Origin of the sequence: Nocardia sichangensis (genome assembly GCF_047200615.1) — a bacterium.
GTDB lineage: Bacteria > Actinomycetota > Actinomycetes > Mycobacteriales > Mycobacteriaceae > Nocardia > Nocardia sichangensis.
This window is the reverse complement of the sequence record NZ_JBJZOK010000053.1, coordinates 1-20,524: the sequence shown is the minus strand read 5'-3', so window position 1 is coordinate 20,524 and position 20,524 is coordinate 1. Positions and strand designations below refer to the sequence as shown.

The window sequence follows — 20,524 nt, the reverse complement described above, 5'->3', positions numbered from 1 at the left end:
CCTTTATCAGTTATGTCGCTGCATAGCGACACCTGTACCCTACTGAACCAACCGACCTTGGAAGCGAGGGCAACGGCTGCCGTTGACGTGCGTTCTGCTGATGTTATGTCCGGAAGAGCTGGTAGACTGGTTCGGAACCTTGGCGCCATACCGCAGAGCTTCCTGCGACACAACGGCGTGAGCGCAGCCCGCTGATCAGCCTGACTTACTGTCGTCGTAGTACCGCTGGTCACGGTCCAAGAAACAGTTGTTCGCACGGCAGGCGCGGCAGCAACCCACAGTCCTCGATGGTGTGACGTATCAATTCGATTGTGCACCAATGCCTTTTTCTCCAATCATGGATCAAGTTGCGTACTGCCGCAGTGGTGGCTGTGTAGTCGAAGACCATGTCGGCCAGCCAAATTCGCACGTGAACATCACCTTCGGGCGGGAACCATCCTCCGGTGGTCATGATCGGTCACCCTTCCCAGGCATTTCCGTGTCAATCTTTTCCGGATGGCGCTGGAGCCGGTACAGAAACGACACAAGCTGCGAAGACATCGTTGAGATCGCCCACCACCATGTGCTCGGCGCCGACGACATTGGCGACTTCGACGTGGGGTATGAGACTACGCAAGGCCTGGACACCGTGATCGGTGGCAGTATCGGATGCTGTGCCGCGAATCTGCAAGGTGGGCATACTCGCCCGTCGCGCGGCCTGCTTGAGGATGTACTGCAGGGCCGCAGCGGTGATATCGTCCCATACTCGGAAAAATCGTGAGGTCCGCTGCCAGTACCAGCGGCTGTCGGCGCCGCGACGCAGGTTCTTCTGCAACTCGTCGACGTCGCCAAATGTCCTGCGATTCGGGTTGTGTGCCGGACACCGTGCGAGCGATCGCGACGAGATTGTCGAATCCATCCGGCGCCGAGTTAGAGGAACGCCGGATTCGTTCGATGCCTTCGACTTCGACCTTAGGGGTGACATCGACAAACAGGAGTGCCGAAGCCAGACGCCGGGATCGGACGCCAGGGTCATCATGCTGCCGACCGCTCGACCCACAGACGCCCCTACAACATCGGACCTGTGCATCCCAGTGCGTTCGCGTAGTTGCATCATCACCCGCGCGACATCACCGGCGAGATCCTCGCAGGCGGACCTGGCGGGGGGCGACCAGTCACTCGCACCGCTACTACGCGCATCGAAGGTTGCGACAGTGTAACCGTCATGGTAAAGGATCTGCGCCGAGCGGCGCCACGAATGACGGGTTTGTCCGCCGCCGTGTGTGCCTTCGTCGACCAGCGCCGTTACCTCAACGTACTGCAACTCCTCGATGGTGAAGGCGTCGTGAGGCTCGACCGCGTCGAGACCTTGCGGGCTGATCCCGGCGTGTTCGTAGGTGGCCGTCGCCGTACCACGGGTCAGTTGCGCGTCGAAGCTTCGTGTGCCAAAGAGCTCTTCGCTGCGCAGCACCGACGACAGCACCCGCGGACATCGGGATCGATCCAGCCCGAGCATGTCGATCGCGTCGTCGGTGACGACGACCACCATCACCGCGCCCTCACCGATCGGGCAGCACTTCACGCGGGGCAGTGGTCCCGCCGGCGTCGGCCCGGCGGGCACTTCCTCAACAGAGCGGGCCTTCGGGCGCTGGGCGTTGGGGTTCAACGCGGCAATGGCGAAGTTCTTCACCGCCACCCCCACCGCCACCGCCTGATCGGGCGTCGCCGCGTAGCGGTCGAGGTGTTCCGAAGATGGCCGACAGAGAAGGTTCCTCTGTGGGCTGACCAGCAGTGCCGGAGGTCGGCAACGTCTCCAAGCCCGGCACCAGTGAGACTCTTCGGGCGGAGCGGGACCCCTGGCGGCCAGCATCTTGTCGGGCACGCCGAGGGCGACCTCGCGTCCACCAACCACGATGGTTTGCAGAGCCGACTGCGGTGCGCCGAACTCTTCCTGGATCACACCGAACGCGACGGCGTTGACGTTCACGGTCGACGGACCCCACTCTCTGGCCGGCATCATGGTCGGACCGATCAGAACCGCCTTCGCAGCGGCGTGGTTCACCGCACCGGGGATACCGCAGCTTGCAGCCAGTGAGGTGACGTTTACGATTCTGCGGTAGCGCGGGGTTCCTTCTTTGGCTTCCCCCCGTCCGGCGTCGCGGAAGTATGGTGCTGGTGCATGGCATAGCCGGAACGGCGCCAGTAGATGGATATCGATCATCGTTTGGAACTGCTCGTCGGTCATGCGGTGCAGCGGAGCATCCCAGAAATCTCCGGCGCTGCTGACGATGATGTCGATCCACCCACCGGCCCCTATGGCGAACTCGACCAACGCGTCCGGGACCGAGGTATCGGTCCGGTCCCCAGCGAAGGCAGCCGAGTTGTTGCCGATCTCGTCGGCCACTTCCTGCGCCAGGTGGCCGTCGATGTCTGCAACCACGATGTCGGCGAGCGCCTCGGCGGTCGGTCGACCGATGCCGTTGCCCGCCCCGGCAACGATCGCGGTCTTTCCATCGAGCAGCTTGCTGCTCGGGGTGGGGGTGATCAGCATGTCAGCAGCCTTCCCATCGCGGCGCGCGCTTCTCGATGGAAGCGCGAATTCCTTCTGGCTTTCAGGTCTCGACAGGCCGAGAACGTCGGCCCGACGCCAGCAATGATCGCGGCCTGCAGGTCATTGTCGGCTTCGAAGCCGACACGCCCGACACCATCGCCTGCGCTGCGGCACCGTCGAACGCTTGGTCGTTCAGTGCGATTGATCGTGGTCAGTAGCACACTCGGCCGTCCGACTTTGCGCTCGGTGAGTATCACGCCCTGTGCGGCATCGGTCATGAAGCGTTCCTTTGTTTTGGCTAGGGCAGAACGTCCATGGTGAGGGTCACCCAGGTACTACACTAGATACTAGTTGGCTAACTAGCAAGTTTTGCGATACTACGATGTGGAACCGCCGCAGGCCCAGATGTACCGCTAGGCGCAGACGACCTCGTCGACAACAGCCGCGGGTGGGCCGGTCAGCTGCAATCAATGTGCCCACTCGAGCGAATCTGGGCGAAAACTGCGATCATTCTGCTCGCATCGCGGGCATGATCCTCCGCGAGCCTGGCAGCGATCAGAGAGAGGTCGGTATCAGCCGCAGCTCACTACTTCGGTTCGAAGGATCAATGCATAGCCGAGGTCGCGGTGACAATCTGAGGTCTCCCGCATGTTGGTGGACGAATTGCGAGGTTCCGGCTGGGACGTGGTGATGGTAGCTGGCTTCGAACTCGTCGGGTGATCGCCAGCCAGCTTCCTCTGGATGCGCTGGGTGTTGTACCAGCCGTCGATGTAGACGAACAGTGCGGTCTCGGTCTCGTCACGGGTCCGCCAGGCCTAGCGATAGTCCAGTTTGGACTTCAATGTGGAGAAGAAGCGCTCCATCAGCGCAATGAACCGTCCTGGGCTGGTTGGGGGCTCCCGTTTTAGCAAGGGAGACTGTCAGTCATGGGTGCGTCACGGAGGTTCGACGAGGAGGCTCGCGCTCGGGCGGTGAGGATGTACCAGGACCGGATCCGCGAGTACGGCGGGTCGATGGCCGCGGCGCGCAGACATGTGGGCGCGTTGCTGTGCCGGCGTCGGTGTGGGAGTCCGAGGAGCTGAAGGCGCTGCGCCGCGAGGTGGCCGAATTGCGGAGGGCCACCGATATTTGCGGACGTTGCGGACGGCGAGCGCGTTTTTCGCAGCGGCGGAGCTCGACCGCCGACTGCGGTGATCGTCGACTACATCGACGCTCACCGCCACCGGTTCGGGGCCGACCCGATCTGCCGTGTGCTCACCGAGCACGGGGTCAAGATCGCCCCGTCCAGCTACTACGCCACGAAGAAGCGCGCCATCAGCGATGCGGTCTGGGCTGATGCACACGCGGCCGACGCGGTGTTCGACCTGTGGACGGCCAACCGGCGCGGCGACGGGATACGCAAACTCTGGCGCGCCGGCCACAACATCTGCCGCGACCAGGTCGCGCGGCTGATGCGACTGGCCGGGATCGACGGGGTCGTGCGCGGGCGGCGCACCACACGATCACCACAGAACGCGACCGCGACCGGCCTGCGCGGCATCCGGACCTGATCGGGCGGGCCTGGTCGCAACCGGTTCGGCCGGATCAGTGGTGGGTCGCCGATTTCACCTACTGCCCGACACTGGCCGGGTTCTGCTACACCGCGTTCTGCGTCGACGTGTACTCACGCCGCATCCTCGGCTGGCGGGTGATGACCAGTAAGACGACCCCGTTGGTGACCTCGGTGCTCGAGCAAGCGTTGTCCACCCGCCGGAGGGCCGACTTTCGTTTCACCGCAACAGGTTTGGTCCATCACTCCGACGCCGGAAGCAATATACGTCGCTGGCTTTCACCGAAACGCTGCGAGGCTCGGGTATCGCCGGGTCCATCAGCAGCGTCGGCGATGCCCTCATGGAATCGGCGATCGGGCTTTACAAAACCGAGCTGATCGACCGGCACCCGCCTTTCACCGGCCGGGCAGAACTCGAACGGGAAACGGCATCGTGGGTGCACTGGTACAACACCCAACGCCTCCACTCGGCGATCGGATACCTACCGCCGACCGAATACGAACACCTCTACCATCAACAGACCATCTCAGCCGAGGTGGCCTCAACCCGAGTCTCTACCGGAACCAGGACGGTTCACTCGGACGGAAAGGCGGTGGGCTCGGCGGCGACCTGCCTCAGTGTCATCACGCCGTACGCTGCGGCGACCCTGGCTGCTGGCGACCCTGCAACCCGGTCAGTAGCGACCGGAGGTCCATGTGCGGCGATGGCCGCGAGGTGGTGTGGAGCGGCGAATGCTGCGCGGGGAGCCGAGCAACTCGCCGGATCGGGAGACATACTGTAGGGCTTACTGCCAGATGTCGGCTGCAGGGACCGCAGCGGACGGCGGCGCCGCGGGTACGCCCGCCGGTGTACGGGAGAACCTCGGTGCCGGGAAGTGCTGAATCACGCCGTCGATTTCGACCAACGAGCCGCGCGCGGCTATGTGGGGGTTGCGCGTGGCTTCCTCGAACGTGAGTACTGGGGTCACACAGGCATCGCTTCCAGTGAAGACCGTTTCCCATTCCTCGCGGGTCCTAGTCTTGAAGCGCTCGGTGAACATCCTCCTCAGCGTGTTCTGACGGGCTGGATCCAACTGCGGCGGTAACTCCTCGTTATCCAGCCCCAATCCTTTGAGCAACTCATCGTAGAATCTGGGTTCGATCGCGCCGACAGCTATGTACTTTCTGTCGGCGGTTTCGTAGGTGTCATAAAACGCCATTCCGGTGTCGAGTAGGTTCACTCCTCGTTGGTCGGACCACTGACCCGTGCCGCCTCCGCGCCTTCCCCAAATCATGTGCGAAAGTGCCAGGACACCGTCTACCATCGCGGCATCCACTACCTGGCCGTGTCCGGAGGTCTGCCGTTCCACGAGTGCGGCGAGGATGCCGAATACCAGGAACATCGAGCCACCGCCGAAATCGCCGACCATGTTGAGCGGCGGCACCGGCCGCTCGCCTTGGCGGCCGATCGCGTGCAGTACTCCGGTGATGGAGATGTAATTGATGTCGTGCCCCGCGAGAGGGGCGAGTGGGCCAGCCTGGCCCCATCCCGTCATTCGGCCGTACACCAGGCGCGGGTTGCGCGCGTAGACCTCATCTGGCCCTATGCCCAGCCGTTCTGTGACACCTGGACGAAAACCTTCGATGAGGACGTCAGCTTTATCGATCAGCGTGAGCACTTCTTCACGATCGGAAGGATCTTTCAAATTCGCCTCGACGATAGTGCGGTTGCGCAGCTGCTGGCGGTCGACGCCTCCGGGTAGACGGCCCGGGCGTTGCACCCGGACGACATCGGCGCCGAGGTCGGCCAGCAGCAAGCCCGCGTGCGGACTCGGGCCAATTCCAGCTAGTTCTATGACGCGAATCTTTTCAAGTGGTCCTACCATTTCATACCTTCTGTCTTAACCGCGGCTTTGGATCATACTTCGAACTCCATTTGCCGAGTGATTCCCTGTTATGTTTTCGGTGAGGATTAGGGATCCCTGGCGGCCGAAATTACTGCATCAAAACTGACGGCTAGCGGTGCAGTGAATGCTGTAATGTAGCCGTCAAGCGCGGGAAGATTGCTCAAATACCGAGCTGGCGAGCGATCCCAATTCGACCCGGTATTGATAGCGATAATGATCTATATCCAACCATCGTCTTACGTCAAAGATCGCCAATTTCGATATCGACCGCACTTCGATTCCGCCGCGAATTAAGAATGTCGCAGAGGCGGGAAACTGTAACGTGTACTCGGCCGTGAACGGCCATCTTGATCAGGAGGCTCGCAATAAGTAGCCCGGCGCCCGTACGGATTCCAGTAAGCGCCCTGAGCGTCGACGTGCCCGATGTCACATTCCGAGCTGGTAGCCGACTTATCTGGATCATTACATCACAAGTCGGAAGTCCTCAGAGAAATTCGCCCGCGACCTCGGAGCGATATTGCTGCCGAGGTGGCACGGCCGCGTGATTCTCTACTCTGCTCAGTAGCGGGACCGCCCGGTGCCGTAGAGTTCGTAGAGGTCGATGTCGACACCGCGTCTTGCGGACTCATAGCAACCGTAAAGCGCCTGCATGGTTCCTAGATTGTCACGGCCGCTCGAGAGCGGTTCCGCGCCGTTCCGGACGCATTCGCAAAAATGACGAATCTCGTTTATGAAGGGGTTACTGACGGGTGTATCGTCGGATTCGACGGCCGTAAAGCCTTGATACTGTTGGCCTTCGTCGGTCGCGGTCCATATCGCAGCGGTGGCGCGGTGCTGCACTGCAGCTGTCTCGAATCTGTCCGAATTGTCGGGGAGCTCGGTATATATCGAGCCGCGGTCGCCGAAGAGCATGAATTGTGCAAAGTGTGGGGCATGGTTGACGTAACTGGTACACAGGTCAATCGATGCACCGTTGGCAAAAGTCAATGTGGCGACCGCTCGATCCTCGGCACCATTGGTGTAGAGTGGATGCCCGGTCCATGTGCGGGCGGACACGGTCTCGACCTCACCGAGGAAATATCGGAAGAGGTCGATGTGATGAGTACCGAGCAATGCCAGTGCGCCGCCACCGGCACGCCGGCCATCTCGCATCCAGTCTCCTCCGCCGAGGGGCTCCCTACCCGCGATGGTGTAGGGCAGCCAGTTATCCGCCCGGCCCCACCAGATCTGTCCCATCTCGCCGCTTTCGATTCGGCGGCGAACCTCGATATTGGATGGCACATATCGAAGGACTTGCCCGACCATCAGCACAACGCCGCTTTTGTCTGCGGCCTCGACCATGGCATGCGCGTCCTCGACGGAACAGGCCATGGGCTTCTCGACAAGGATGTGCTTTCCTGATTCAGCAGCCGCGATTGACTGCGCGGTGTGAATATCATGCGGAGTGCACAGATCAACAGCGTCGATCTCATCGGAGTTGACCATCTCTGCGTAAGATTCATAGACGGTGATCTCCGGGCTGTAAAGAGAAGCTAAGTATCGAGCGCGTTCTACGTCTACGTCATAGATGGCTGTCAACCGAACACGGTCTTCGAGGGCTTGGAAAGCGGCTAGATGATCACGAGCGATAAGTCCGGCACCGCTCAATCCGACGCACAGCGGACCTGTAGTAGACATCGTCACCGAGCCTCCGCATCGTTATCGTCGACGCCGACCCACGCGCCATTTGGGCCAGCGAGAACGAAGTATCCGAATATCTGAATACTTCCGTCAGCCTGCTCGATAGTTCCTGCTCCGAGATACAAGCCTGGAGTCACTCTCCGAACCTCGTCGACCAGGCCTATATTGGCCGCGATATTGTCGAAAGTGCCATAAGTCATTACAAGTGCTGCGCGCTGGTCGGCCCGTGACTCCCCGAAGTGAGTGCCGAACTGTAGATGGCGCACCATTTGCCCTCCCGCCTTGCGCCAGATGTTGTAACCCTGACCAATACCGGCTGGCGCAGGGAAGAATGCCTTTCCGAGCCAGAAGCCAAGTTCAGAGCGCTCATCGCACATCATTGCGCGAACAGTGCGCTCGGCTTGCTCCTCCAAGCCCAGGAACGGAATGTGCCCGACGTACTCGCCATCCAGTTCGCCCCGATCCGGCGAGTCGAGGGCAGCGAACAGCAAGGCAAGTTCTTGCTGGGTGAGCGCCAGTAGGCGCTCCACTGTCCACGTCTCTGCAGCGACTGTGTCCATGAGGACCTCCATTGGATTTATGACGTCGATGACTGGGGGTTCGCGGTATGCCCTGGCGCACTCAACTCTGCTTGGCGGATGTACCCGAGGCTGAACCGACTGCCGGATCAAGGCTATCAGAGAATGACTTTATGTCAAGAAGAAGCGGCTTTACCTGCGCAAATGTACTTCTGAGCAACTCGATATCGGTTAATATTCGATGACTTGCGACCGGGTTGGGTCAACCTCAGGCCCCTCGGAAGGACCGCAAACAGAGTGGTGCCCGGTGTCTGTCAGCCAGCATGGGCTTCCGGCGATGCATGGAGCCGTGGGTCTTACTCAGTTTGATGCCGTGGCCGTGGACGGCGCCTTCTTTCGCTGCCCGGTGTGCAAGATCGTTGTCGAGTCTGTGAAAGCGAGAAAACCTGCAGGCTTCGGGCTGTTCGTTACGCCATGTAGCGGCAGGTCGAGCTGCTCGGCGTGTGAGGTCTTGGGCTGAGATGCGAGACGGGGGATGCCCCGGCTTGGCGTGTGTCGCGACACGCTAGGCTTGAAGACTATGTCGGCGAAGCGCCGAGCGCGGGCTGCGGGTCTCCCGGCGGCAACGGATGATTTCGTCGGCCGCGATCCTGAGTTGGACAGAATTTTCGGGTTGCTGCTGTCCTCTGCCCGGCTGATTACCCTGATTGGACCGGGCGGCATCGGTAAGACGCGGCTTGCGGCCGAGACTGTCCGGCGATTGCAAAAACTCCGGCGGACGCCCGTGTACTGGGCGCGGTTGGCGCGGCTGGACAAGGGGGCCAGCGCAGCGGAAGTCGAGGAAGAAGTAATCGAGGCTGTCGTAGCTGGTGACTTCTCGCCGCGGTCGGGATGGGATGCGCTGGTCGACAAGTTGTCAGCCACCGACTATGCAGGCCGCGACCTCGGATCGGTATTGGTGATGGACAACTGTGAACATGTGCTGCTCAGTGCAGGTGAGCTGATTGTCGAACTGCTGGAGGCGGTACCGGGACTGACGATCCTCGCGACCAGTCGCGAGCCGGTGGGATGGACAGACGAGCATGTAGTGACGGTTCCTTCGTTGTCGCCATCACACGCGTTGACGCTTTTCCGTCAACGTGCCGAACTCACAGGCCGCCCTATCGTCGATATGGAGGAGATCGCGATGGCAGGCATCGTTTGTCGGCATATGAACAACAACCCCTTGTTCATCCGGTTGGCAGCCGCGAAACTGCTGCGGCAGTCCTTGGCGGTGATCGTTCGAGAACTAACTGGTGGCGAAACTGATACACGGATGAGGTGGGGGCATGGCCCCAAGGTTGGTGCGGACACCCGGCACCGGGGTATCCGGGATGCGATCGCGTGGTCGTACGATCTCTGTACAGACCAGGAGCGCCTCCTGCTGGATCGTATGTCGGTTTTCGCCGCAGGATACGACGCTTGTCCCGCTGATGACGCTGGCTCAGCTAGGGATATCGGCGTTGATTTGGAAGCGATCGAGGTAATCTGCGCTGACGACCCCCGACATGAAGATCAACCGGCAGGTCGTGACGTAACTGTCGAGCTAATGGCCAATCATGTCGAGGGCGTGCTGGGGCGTCTAGTCGAACAGTCTCTGGTCACCGCGCATATCAGGCCGAGCGCTGTGCGGTACTCGCTACTCGAGAGCATTCGAGTATTCGCCTGGCAAAGATTGCGGGAAAGGTCCGTCGCCGATACCAACGAGCCGGAACGGCTTACTCTGCGTCATTGCCGATACTACCGCGACAAAGTCGTCGAGGCGCAACGCAGTTGGCTCAGCCCTCGGGAAGGTGAGCTTCTGGATTGGATTCGCGCGGCATGGGATAATATTGTGAGGGCGGTCGAGACAAGCCTGGCTTCGGGTGAGTCGAAACTTGGCCTGGAGATCTCGGTCAGCCTGGCCTTGATGCCGATCGCGAGAGGCTCGCCCCGTGAAATTCGCCGTTGGATTGAACGCACGCTTCGGGCGACGCGCGCATTCATCCCGCTGCCGACCGACCTGCAGTGCAAAGCCGTGGCGATGATCGGATGGTTCTGCGTGATGCAGGGTGATGCGGAGGGGGGTGAGCGGATTCTCGCGGAATGTTCTGCTGACTCGCTCCAACTAACGGGGGTTCCAGCGGACTGGCGGAAGGCGCCGGAACTCGACTTCGGCCTGCCTGCTGCTGCTGAATTCGCTTGGGGTGTGAAACTGTTGATGGTCCATCGGGACTCGCGAGCTGTAGATGTGTTCGCACGAGCCCGTGAAAAGTTCTCTAGTTCGGGTGATTTGGGTTCTGAGGCCTGGAGTTCTGACATGGAGGCGTGGGCTGCCTGCTATGTCGGATCACCAGAGCAGGCGCTGCGAATCACCGAGAGTCACCTCAGCCGGGTCGCGGTTTCCGGTGCACGGTGGGCCAAGGCCTGGGCTGAGATTTCGCGAGCGATCGCGTTGGCCAAGCACGGGAGCCCGACCGAAGCACTGGCTGTCGCGCACAGCGCATTGGAGCACCAGTTTTCGGTTCACGACCGGTGGGGCGAGTCCTGGGCGATACATGTGCGAATATTTTCGTTGGCACAGCTGATCAGAACAATGCTCACGACTGGAACATCTGACCATGCTGATATCAGAAGATTGGCCACCGAAACTGCTCAACTCGCGGGCGGGGCTACGACGTTGAGAGCGCGACTAGGAGTCGGCATCGGCGACTTGGGTCCACTGGCCGGCGAAATAGACAGGGCAACCGACACTGCTCGTGCCGTGCTCGGGCGTGATGCATTCGCCACCGCTCTCCGGCAGGGTTCATTATTGCGACCGGAACAGGGAGAAGTGCAGCGCCTAGCGCTCGGCACACTGTTGACGGATCGGCTGCCGATAGACCACCCAGCCCGGGAGGGAAGCGCGTCTCGCTGGCATGAGCTCTCGACCGCTGAACAGCAGGTAGCGACGTTGGCTGCGGCAGGATGGACTAATACCGCGATCGCCGCGAGGCGGGGTAAATCCACCAAAACCATCGATGCACAGATTGCAGCGATTCTACGGAAACTGGTGATTTCCTCGCGCGAGGACATAATCGAACTGGTTCCCGAGGACAGTATGGATCAGGTGCGGTCGGAGGCGACGAAGCATCAACTCAGATCTGGTAAGAAGCGCTACGGGCCACGGTCATATTGAGTGATTTGAGTGGATTTCTTGCCATCGGCGGCGCGGTATATTCTTGTGCTGGTACTGCAAGGGTACGCGTTTCGGCGAGCGCACCTGCGTAGTAGTGGAGGTTGTTGGGCCGGATACGATGCGCTGCATGGCAGGATTTATGGCCGGTTCGGTCGGAGCGGTTGGGCCGATCCCGGCTGACCGCTGACCGCTGTCGATCTATGCGACACGTTGGGGAGGTCCGCCGTCCTTCCCAGTCGCATGATCGGATCGCTTGCCTGCACTCTGGAGATCAGCAACATTCTGTGAGGTCGTTGCCGTGGAGGACGCTGAGTCGTGGTGTGAGGGCTCCTGAAAGGGCACGCGATGCTGCGATCTTGCTGTGTACATCGGCCCCTCCTGCAGCCCGGCGGCACGTGCCCTGCGTTCTTGGAACGTTACCAGCGGCGGACCACGTGCTTGACCAGTCAGGTGCAGTTGGTGGCGTGGGAACTCACCCGGCGGGCAGCGGCCCGGCTGCTGTCACAACTGTCGGTGTGGTTCTCGTGTCACAACGCACTTCCCAGAGCGGCGGTCAGTGCCGTTCGCTGAGGGGACGACTGGGCACTGCGGTCAGGCTGCTGGATTGCGCTAGCCGGATCGACCTGGTCCCGACACCGTGAAATGCTTCTTGATCGATCCCTACCGCGGCCGACTTGCGGGACCCGACGCCGCAGAATCTCGAGCGGTTCGGCGTAGCGAGCGTCCATAGCCGTGCATAGCAGAGCCAGGCTCCGTGGGTCTCGGCCAGACTCGTGATGGAAGTGTTGCCCGTGCCTTTTGATCTGCACAGCACGCTTCGGGGCCTTGTCCGAGCTTTCCTAACCTGGCCTAGCTCGAGTTTAACCTCTGACCTGGGTTTTCAGTACCTCGGGTGATCATGAGTGAAGCCCTTGGTTGTTCATGCCTCCTTGCGGCAGAAAGACTTTCGATGACCAAGGGTTTCGGTGAACAGTGTGCACGACCTCGGCTGCGGCGCTGCGGGCGGGAGCTGTCGGGTGTTCCGGCAGGAGTTGTATCGGTGCCTGCCCCGGCGGGCGGACGCGGCATTCGATGTGGTGGACGCGGTGTTGTGCGCGGACGGGCCAGTGCGGTCACCGCCGGAGCTGTCACTGATCGGCGAGCATCGCCGGGGACACGGCAGCGTCTATGCGGCACTGGAGCGGGTCGGATCGACATCGCACGGTTGCGGCCGGGCACTGGTCTCGGTGACACTGCCGCGGGCCGCGGAAGGCTGGCTGGTTCTGGCGGTGGACATCACGTCTTGGCTGCGACCGGAAGCGCATACCTACCCGCAGCGGATACTGCGTCACATCTACGGGCGCACTAAGTACACCCACCAAGATGATTCCCGGCTGTCCGTACTCGGTCGTCTGTACCCCTGGAATCGGGGCGTAGTTCCCGGACCGCGCCACTGGATGCGGTGCGGCTGGCGCCGGGTGACGACGCCGCCACTGTCACCGCGGACCAGTTGTGCACCGTGATCGGCAGTCTGATCGCGGCCGGGCGCTGGCAGCCGGGTGATCCGGATATCTGGATCGTCGTCGATGCTGGCTACGACGCGCTCCGTTGGCGTTCCTGCTGGCGGATTTGCCCGTGGCCGTGCTTGGCCGGATGCGGTCGGACCGGGTCCGGCGCCGCCACGCACCCGCATGGCAGCCCGGGACGACCGGCCGACCACCGAGACACGGCGGCGAGTTCGTTTTCGGTGATTCCGCGACCTGGGATGAGTCTGACACTGCCGTCACGACCGACACCCGCCTCTATGGACCGGACACAGCACGGTCATGGAAACGCTTGCATCCCAGACTTATTCACCGAGCATCCTGGACTGACCCGGTCGGGAAGGTGCCGGTGTCCGAAGGCACCGTGATCCGCCTCGACGTCGACCGGCTCCGCAGTGGCGCCATCCCGAAGCCGGTGTGGTTGTGACATTCGGTCGTAGATCTGGATGCCCCGAGGCCGATGCGCTGTGGCAGGCATTTCTGCGGCAGTTCGATATCGAGCACAACTTCCGCATGCTCAAACAAGCCCTCGGCTGGAACGTCCCGAGACCCCGCGACCCCGCCGCTGCGGACAGATGGACCTGGCTGCTTCTGGCGGCCAACGCCCAGCTCGTGAACTCACCATCGAAATCCGGCGGCCGTGGGAGAAACCCGCAGCTCCACAACGCCTTACATCAGCACGTGTCCGTCGAGGCTTTCGGCACCTCCGCCGGAAAGCAGCCTGCCCCGCCAGCGCTCCGAAACCCTTCCGCCCCAGACTCGGTCGACCAGCTGGCCACCGCTACCAGCGTCCGGCACCCCGCTATGACGTGCATATCAAAACACCCAGCAACCCGAAGCCATCCAAATACGCCGGGCCACGACCCCGCCGAACAGGATAAAACCCAGCTCAGAGGTTAAAACTCAACCTAGAGCATTGCTCTCAGCGAGTTTCAGCGCTCCTCGTGGCCATCTCCATGTAGCACCAAGGTGTCCAACGATCTGCCGCTCAGGCATTGACTAGCTGATCAGCTAGTCATATGTTGGTTGGCGCAGAAGGAGGAGTGTTATGAAGTGGGTCACATACGACAGTGGGCACGGTGACCGTGTCGGTGTGGTGGTCGACGGCGCGATACACGGGTTAGCGCCAGGCCGCACACTGATTGATCTGATCGCCCAGGGATCGGAAGCGCTGCGGACAATCGGCATCGAGACCGCGCAAAATCCCTACGAATCTGTGCCACTTAGCGAGGCGACGTTGCGATCACCGATCCCGCAACCACCCTCCCTGCGGGATTGCTTGTGCTTTCTCGACCATTTGCGCAATTGCCAGGAAGCGGCGGGCGGAACCCGCGCACTGAAGGATGCTTGGTACCAGATGCCTGCCTTCTACTTCGCTTCGCCAGCCACAGTAGTGGGTCCTTACGAGGACGTCCAGATCGCTCCGGGCAGCATCTGGTTCGACTTCGAACTTGAGATCGGAGCAGTCATCGGCCGACCGGGGCGCGACCTCACTCCCGAGGAGGCCGAAAGCCATATCATCGGCTACACCTTGTACTGCGATTGGACGGCACGAGATCTCCAACTTCGGGAAGCGCCAATGGCGATCGGGCAGGCCAAGGGCAAGGACAGCGCCACGACCCTGGGGCCGTTCCTGGCTACTCCGGACGAACTCGAACCATATTTCAAGCACGGCAAACTTGCCCTTAGCGTCAGTGCCACCGTCAACGGTGAACTGATTGGAAGTGGCTGCACCGACCAAATGGACTGGAGCTTCGCTGAGGTGATTTCCTATGCCTCGCGTGGGGTGAACTTGTTGCCAGGCGATGTCTTCGGCTCGGGGACGATCCCGACCTGCTGTTTGATCGAGCACCTATCATTGGCCGAGATGGAGGGCTTTCGTGGTTGGTTGCACGACGGAGACGTCGTGTCACTACGCGCGGATGGTCTGGGAGAAACCAGACAAACCATCCGTGCCTCCGCCAAACCACATCTACTTGCTCCGCGAAAGCAACCGAACCAGACTCCACGAAGGAAAAGGGTCAACTCGGCACCCGCGTTGATCCCGTACACCAGAGGCCTTCATAATCTGGGCTCGAATGTATGGGCGTGGCTGTTGCCCGACGGCGGTTACGGGTGGAGCAATGCCGGCCTGGTCTCAGGTTCAGGGGCCTCGTTATTGGTCGATACGCTCTATGATCTTCCACTCACGAGGGAGATGCTGAGCACGATGGAGCCACTCACCGTGCGAGATCCGATCACGCATGCGGTACTGACGCACTCGAACGGCGATCATACCCACGGGAACCAGCTTCTCGCTGATTCGGTACGGATTGTCGCGGCCAGCGGGACGGCCGAGGAAATGCACCACGAGCTACCACCAGAAATGTCGGCGGCGACGCAGTTCATGGATCTCGGCCCGGTGGTGAATGCGTACCTTCGAGATCGGTTCGGCCCCTTTGATTTCGGAGGAATTCGGCTTCGTCTTCCTGATGAGACGTTCGAGATCGAACTCACCCTCGACATTGGAGGCCGTCAGGTACGCGTGCTGAACCTCGGCCCCGCCCACACCGCGGCTGATTCGGTGGTCCACATTCCGGATGCGGGTGTGTTATTCGGCGGCGATCTGCTGTTCATCGGATGCACACCGATCGTATGGAGCGGCCCTATCGCCAATTGGGTGAAAGCCTGCGACGCCATGATTGCGCTCGATGCGCCGATCGTTGTTCCGGGGCATGGACCGGTCACCGATCCCGACGGCATCCGCGCTGTTCGCGATTACTTCATACACATAGTCGAGCAAGCCGATGGCGCCCATGCCCGCGGATTGAGCTTTGTAGAAGCGGCGCAGAGCATCGACCTCTCCGAGTATACCGCTTGGCTTGATGCAGAACGAGTCGTGGTCAACGTATATCAGCGCTACCGCGAGCTCGAGCCGAAACTCCCCGAAGTCCCCAGAATTCAGCTGATCGCACTGATGGCTGAATGGGATGGGAAGCGAGGTAGATGACAGTGACAGCTGCGGAAAGAAATATCAATGCGCCGATCCCTGCGGACACACAAACTGTAGCGTCGCTGCTGTCGTATTGGGAAGAGAACACACCCGACGCCCCGTTCCTGCTGTTCCTCGACGATGACGATGTGATAACTACTCTCGACTTCGCGGCGGCGGCCGACCTGAGCCGCCGCGGTTCGGCAGTCCTTAGCGATCTCGGCGTGCACCGCGGAGATAGGTTCGCGGTGGTGGTGGACAATTGCCCAGAGTTCTTTGCATGCTGGTTCGCGGCAGCACGTATAGGCGCGATCATGGTGCCGGTCAGTCCGCAAAGCAGCGTTGATGACCTTGACTATGTATTCACCCACGCTTTATGCCGAGCGGTCATTTGCGGCGCCCGACAGGAGCTGGTAGTACGCGCCGCCAGCAGGGCGGGACAAGCCGTCGCAGTGGTGGGGGCGGATTACGAAAATCGCTCCCATGGCCCGGTGCCCGAGCTCGACGAGGAGGTAGATCCGCAGGATCCTCTGGCGGTGCTCTATACTTCCGGCACGACGAGTCGTCCCAAAGGTGTGGTTGTAACCCACGCGGCCTATCTCGCGGCGGGTTACGTAGTTGCGAGACATGTTAGATTGAGAGCTGGGGACCGCTGGCTGATTTCGCTGCCCCTTTTTCACGCCAATGCCCAGTACTACTGTGCCATGTCAGCGTTGACGGCTGGCGCGTCGGTGGCGGTCACTAATCGATTCTCGGCCTCGCGATGGCCTGCGCAAGCCGAGCGGCTCGGCGCGACACTCGCCAGCCTGTTCGCAGCGCCAATACGGATGATTCTCGCTCGAACGAACGGCGAGATTCGCGGCAAACGGCTACGAGCCACTCTCTTCGCGCAGAATCTATCCGACCGGGAGATTGCTGAATTCGAAACCCGGTTCGGCTGCGCGCTAATCCAAATCTATGGGATGACCGAGACTGTGGTGCCTCCGCTGATGAACCCACTGTATGGCCACCGCGAAAACATGACGCTGGGACTTCCAACACCTGCAGTGCGTCTTCGTATCGTCGACAGCGAGGGGGAAGATGTCTCTCCCGGGGAGGTGGGAGAGCTTCTCGTGGGCGGTGAACCAGGCCTCACCCTGATGTCCGGCTATCTGCACGATCCGATTGCTACAATCACCGCGTTGCGTGGTGGATGGCTCCACACCGGCGATCTTGTTCGAGCGCTCCCAAACGGCTTCGTGGCATTCCACGATAGAGTCAAAGATATGATAAAACGTTCTGGCGAGAACGTGGCGGCCGCAGAGGTGGAGTGGGTACTCAACCAGCATGTGGCAGTTTTCGAGTCCGCCGTAGTCGGTGTTCCAGATCCAATTCGAGACGAGGCCATCAAAGCAGTGGTCGTACTACGCGATGACGCTGATATAGACGCAGCGGATCTTGCGCGCCACTGTGCCGGACTTCTTCCCCGCCACAAGTTGCCTGACTATTTTGAATTCGTCGATTCACTTCCGAGAACGTCGGTCGGCAAGGTCAAGAAACATTTGCTACGCGATTCTTTCAATTCGTGAAGCACTGCGATATCACCGCAACGGCGACAGTATGCATCACGTGAGCGAGGGCGTTCGCGACGTCGATTGCTTTGCAGTCGGCACCGTTGAGTTCCTAACGGATGTCAACTCAGTTGGAGTCTTCTCGCTGCGGCGTTGTGTGGCTCGGTGCCTCGTGAGGTCGCAGCACCCGCGCGGCCGGTTGTGCGACGTGTGACCCGGATTTCGTCAGGGACGGTGTATCGCTGTGCGATAATGGCACGACCCTCGTCGAGGGTGACCGGGCTGCCATCAACATCCTGGAGGACGTAGTGTTCGCCGCGGCGCCAGCATCCGGCGATCCGTGTGAGCAGGGTCGTTGCTAGGGCATGTCTGATAATCCGTAAGCGCCTGTGCACGAAGACGTCTGGGTGACTCGGTTTCAGGCGTTGTCGGATGCGCAATGGGAGTCGATTGCGGAGTTGCTGCCCGCTCGTACTGGACGGCGCGGACGCCCGTTCTCCGATGCGCGGCTGATGGTTGAAGGCATCGTCTACCGGTACCGCTGTGGGATCGCGTGGCGGGACGTGCCAGAGGTGTTCGGCCCGTGGCAGACGATCTGGACCTGGCACCGCCGCCTCGCCGGTGACGGCGCCTGGGATCGGATTCTCGAGCGGCTCCTCACCGTCGCGGACGCGGCCGGGATGATCGACTGGCCGGTATCGGTGGAATCGACCATCGCCCGCGCTCATCAGCACGCCACGAACATCACCCGCCACCCAGGGGCTGGGTCGAACTACACGAATCCGCATGTCGAGCCGCCTGACCGCGCGATCGGCCGTTCTCGTCGCGGCCTCTCGACCAAGGTCCACCAGATCGTCGATGGGCACGGACTACCGCTGGTGGTGCTCGTAAGTCCGGGGCAGTCGGGTGATTCGCCTGCCTTTCGGCATCTGCTCGCGCACCTGCGGGTCCCGCGCGCAGATGGTGGGCGTCCCCGTACTCGACCAGATCGTGTCCGCGGCGACAAGACCTCCGATGGTTTTAAATGTCAAGCTGCGGCGGGTTGCGGGGCGTGTGTACCGGGCTGTCCGAAGGCTTTGAGCGGGTCGAATTCCCGCCGGTTCTGGAGGCAGTAGTAGAGCTGGCCGAGCATCTTGTTCACGAGGTGGCGCAGGGCGGCGGAGTGGCGGTCGCCGTGGGCGCGGCGGTTGAGGTAGTGCTCTCGGGCTGGGCCGGGGTTGCTGCCGGCGGCGAATCCCCAGACCCAGCCGACGGCAGCCAGCCGGTCGTTCTTGATCCGGCGGAAGGTGATCGAAATGCTGCGCCCGGACGCGCGGGTAACGGGTGCGGTTCCGGCGTAGGCCTTCAACGCGCGGGCGTCGGCGAATCTGTTGCGGTCGTCGCCGACTTCGGCGAGGACGCGGGCGCCGGTGAGGTCGGCCAGGCCGGGGAAACTGGTGATTATTGCGTGATCGGGGTGTGTGCGAAACTTCTCGGCGACGGCTTGCTCGAGGTCGTCGGCGCCGGTGCAGGCGGCGTCGAGGGTGGCGAGTAGGGCGAGGACCTGGCGGCCCATGGCCTGTTCGACCAGGTCGGGTTGGCGCAGGCCGGGACGGCGCAGCTTGGCCACGATCTCGTCGGCCAAGGCGTCGATGCCGCGTTGGCGTCCGGCCCGGCGCAGCGCGGCCGCGACGCGGACCCGGGTCAGTTTCGCCGCCGCGGCAGGGGTCGGCGCGATGGCCAGGATGGCGCGGACCTCGGGTTTAGCGAGGTTGGTGGCGGACTTGTCAGCGAAGGTGGCCAGAAACATCGGGTGGTACTCGCGCAGCAGCGAGCGCAGTTCGTTGCTGGCCTTGGTGCGCCGCCACACGGCGTCCTGCTGAGCGCGGGCCAGGACCGCGATGGCCTGGGCAAGTTCGCTGTCCGCGGGGATCGGGCGGTGCATGTGCGCATCGACGCGCAGAATATTGGCCAAGGTCATCGCGTCAGCATGATCGGACTTGGCGCGTGCCATCGTGTGGCGTTCGCGGTAACGGGCTACGGCCATCGGGTTGATCGCATAGACCGCTCGGCCAGTCGCGACGCCCTACTTACGAGCCTCGATGGGCTGGCCTCCGATGAGTTGTTCGCGCTCCCAGCGCACCCGCACGACACCGATCTCCTTGAGAGCTCGCAGCTCGCAGTCTTCGAGGTGTTCGTTCGTGCGGACGGGCTCGGACCACGATCAATGAAACGCCCGAAAATGGCTGGACAACAGTGGAATCAGCTGCCCAGCCACTTCCGGATTTGCCGCCGACGCTCGCGGTCTTGCACGAGGCCTCACCGGACCGGAGGTGTGGCAGGAGTCGCCGGACAAACAAGTCGGGGGTGGCGGTCCGGCCGCGACGACGCGCTACGTCTTGTCAAAGGGGTCTGGCCCCAGGCGTATTCCATGCGTCGTTCGCCGCGGCCGAACTGCCGAACGATCACTCCCGGACACCGCTCCCGCACGGCCTCACAGGCCAGGATTGACGCAGGCGTCGAACGCTACCGAAAGCTGGTCGTTACCAGCTAAGTAGGCGTACTCCTCCCGCGCCCACCGGGCACTGCTGCGACGCCGCGGGATCGGTGCGGTAATCGCGGAGCCAGACGATCAGGCAGGGCATCGCCGCCGACGAGGCTCCCGCGGCGGCCGACCACCGGCGTTCGATTCGGTCGACTATCGCGGCAGGAATGTGGTCGAGCGCCGGTTCTGTCATCTGAAACAGTGGCGCGGCCTGGCAACTCGGTACGACAAGCTTGCCGTCGTTTACCGGGCTGCTGTGGTTTTGAATGCCGTTATCGCCTGGACGAGACGCTTGTCGGATGCGTCCTGCCCTGACGACGATCGGACAACCCAGTAACAGGCGGGGACGTCAGCTATTCCACACAGCAGTGAACTCATACCACGGGCCACCGAGGTGAGTTGCGGTGAAGTCGTCGAACCCAACCGGTGTGCCACGAGCTGATGTCGAACCGGCCAGTTTCGAAATGGGAGCGCGTAGGCTGTCGGCTGCCAGGAGGAAGGGACCACCTCGGAGCTGGTTTAGCCAGCAGCATGGGACCATCCTGTTAGCCAGTGATGGGACCACTTGATCGGCAGGTTTTGCCAGTTATGGGACCG

General features: G+C 61.8%; 12 protein-coding genes, 3 pseudogenes and 1 other annotated feature. Of the genes and pseudogenes, 8 read left to right on the top strand and 7 right to left on the bottom strand.

Annotated features, from left to right (window positions below):
- Nucleotides 1–229: 229 nt before the first annotated feature.
- The 3 genes from ACL03I_RS37515 to ACL03I_RS37505 are packed head-to-tail and all read right to left on the bottom strand — an operon-like array spanning nucleotide 230 to nucleotide 2,808.
- Entirely contained in the window at nucleotides 230–451 is a 222-nt protein-coding gene (locus tag ACL03I_RS37515; protein ID WP_412808411.1) for a hypothetical protein, read from the bottom strand.
- Between the two features lie 30 nt (nucleotides 452–481).
- Nucleotides 482–2,530: an SDR family NAD(P)-dependent oxidoreductase gene (locus ACL03I_RS37510; protein WP_412808410.1), complete on the bottom strand. Its 2,049-nt coding sequence runs from the start codon at nucleotides 2,528–2,530 to the stop codon at nucleotides 482–484.
- Complete coding sequence (locus ACL03I_RS37505) at nucleotides 2,524–2,808, bottom strand: Clp protease/crotonase-like domain-containing protein (RefSeq protein WP_412808409.1); 285 nt, start codon at nucleotides 2,806–2,808, stop codon at nucleotides 2,524–2,526. The genes ACL03I_RS37510 and ACL03I_RS37505 overlap by 7 nt, the downstream gene beginning before the upstream one ends.
- A 648-nt stretch (nucleotides 2,809–3,456) precedes the next feature.
- Between ACL03I_RS37505 and ACL03I_RS37500 the strand changes: the two are divergent.
- Nucleotides 3,457–4,621: pseudogene (locus ACL03I_RS37500) on the top strand (IS3 family transposase); the annotation flags it as partial.
- Nucleotides 3,682–3,813 (top strand) — a sequence feature (AL1L pseudoknot). Its footprint overlaps the pseudogene before it by 132 nt.
- 243 nt (nucleotides 4,622–4,864) lie before the next feature.
- On the opposite strand, the gene ACL03I_RS37495 reads toward ACL03I_RS37500, so the two are convergent.
- The 3 genes from ACL03I_RS37495 to ACL03I_RS37485 form a co-directional block, all read right to left on the bottom strand.
- Nucleotides 4,865–5,944 (bottom strand): CaiB/BaiF CoA transferase family protein, encoded by a 1,080-nt coding sequence (locus ACL03I_RS37495; protein WP_412808408.1) that lies wholly within the window; start codon nucleotides 5,942–5,944, stop codon nucleotides 4,865–4,867.
- A gap of 579 nt (nucleotides 5,945–6,523) precedes the next feature.
- Nucleotides 6,524–7,642, bottom strand: coding sequence for a Gfo/Idh/MocA family protein (locus ACL03I_RS37490; RefSeq protein WP_412808418.1), 1,119 nt, complete (start codon nucleotides 7,640–7,642; stop codon nucleotides 6,524–6,526).
- Between the two features lie 2 nt (nucleotides 7,643–7,644).
- A complete protein-coding gene (locus tag ACL03I_RS37485) occupies nucleotides 7,645–8,205 on the bottom strand; it encodes a hypothetical protein (RefSeq protein ID WP_412808407.1) in 561 nt (186 codons plus the stop codon).
- A 538-nt stretch (nucleotides 8,206–8,743) separates the two neighbouring features.
- Here ACL03I_RS37485 and ACL03I_RS37480 point away from each other — a divergent pair.
- From ACL03I_RS37480 to ACL03I_RS37455, 6 genes and pseudogenes are all read left to right on the top strand, one after another.
- Nucleotides 8,744–11,359: a LuxR C-terminal-related transcriptional regulator gene (locus ACL03I_RS37480; protein WP_412808406.1), complete on the top strand. Its 2,616-nt coding sequence runs from the start codon at nucleotides 8,744–8,746 to the stop codon at nucleotides 11,357–11,359.
- A gap of 965 nt (nucleotides 11,360–12,324) precedes the next feature.
- Entirely contained in the window at nucleotides 12,325–12,861 is a 537-nt protein-coding gene (locus ACL03I_RS37475; protein WP_412808405.1) for a transposase, read from the top strand.
- A pseudogene (locus ACL03I_RS37470) lies at nucleotides 12,801–13,309 on the top strand (transposase). The gene ACL03I_RS37475 and the pseudogene ACL03I_RS37470 overlap by 61 nt, the downstream one beginning before the upstream one ends.
- 621 nt (nucleotides 13,310–13,930) lie before the next feature.
- Nucleotides 13,931–15,871, top strand: coding sequence for a fumarylacetoacetate hydrolase family protein (locus ACL03I_RS37465; protein WP_412808404.1), 1,941 nt, complete (start codon nucleotides 13,931–13,933; stop codon nucleotides 15,869–15,871).
- Nucleotides 15,872–15,873: 2 nt separating this feature from the next.
- On the top strand, nucleotides 15,874–17,421 hold the full coding sequence (locus ACL03I_RS37460) for an AMP-binding protein (protein WP_412808403.1): 1,548 nt from the start codon (nucleotides 15,874–15,876) through the stop codon (nucleotides 17,419–17,421).
- Between the two features lie 371 nt (nucleotides 17,422–17,792).
- A complete protein-coding gene (locus ACL03I_RS37455; protein WP_412808402.1) occupies nucleotides 17,793–18,518 on the top strand; it encodes an IS5 family transposase in 726 nt (241 codons plus the stop codon).
- Here the strand turns inward: ACL03I_RS37455 and ACL03I_RS37450 are convergent.
- Nucleotides 18,431–19,447, bottom strand: a pseudogene (locus tag ACL03I_RS37450) (IS110 family transposase); the annotation flags it as partial. The gene ACL03I_RS37455 and the pseudogene ACL03I_RS37450 overlap by 88 nt on opposite strands.
- 520 nt (nucleotides 19,448–19,967) lie before the next feature.
- Between ACL03I_RS37450 and ACL03I_RS37445 the strand changes: the two are divergent.
- A complete protein-coding gene (locus ACL03I_RS37445) occupies nucleotides 19,968–20,264 on the top strand; it encodes a hypothetical protein (protein WP_412808417.1) in 297 nt (98 codons plus the stop codon).
- The last annotated feature ends 260 nt before the right edge of the window (nucleotides 20,265–20,524 follow it).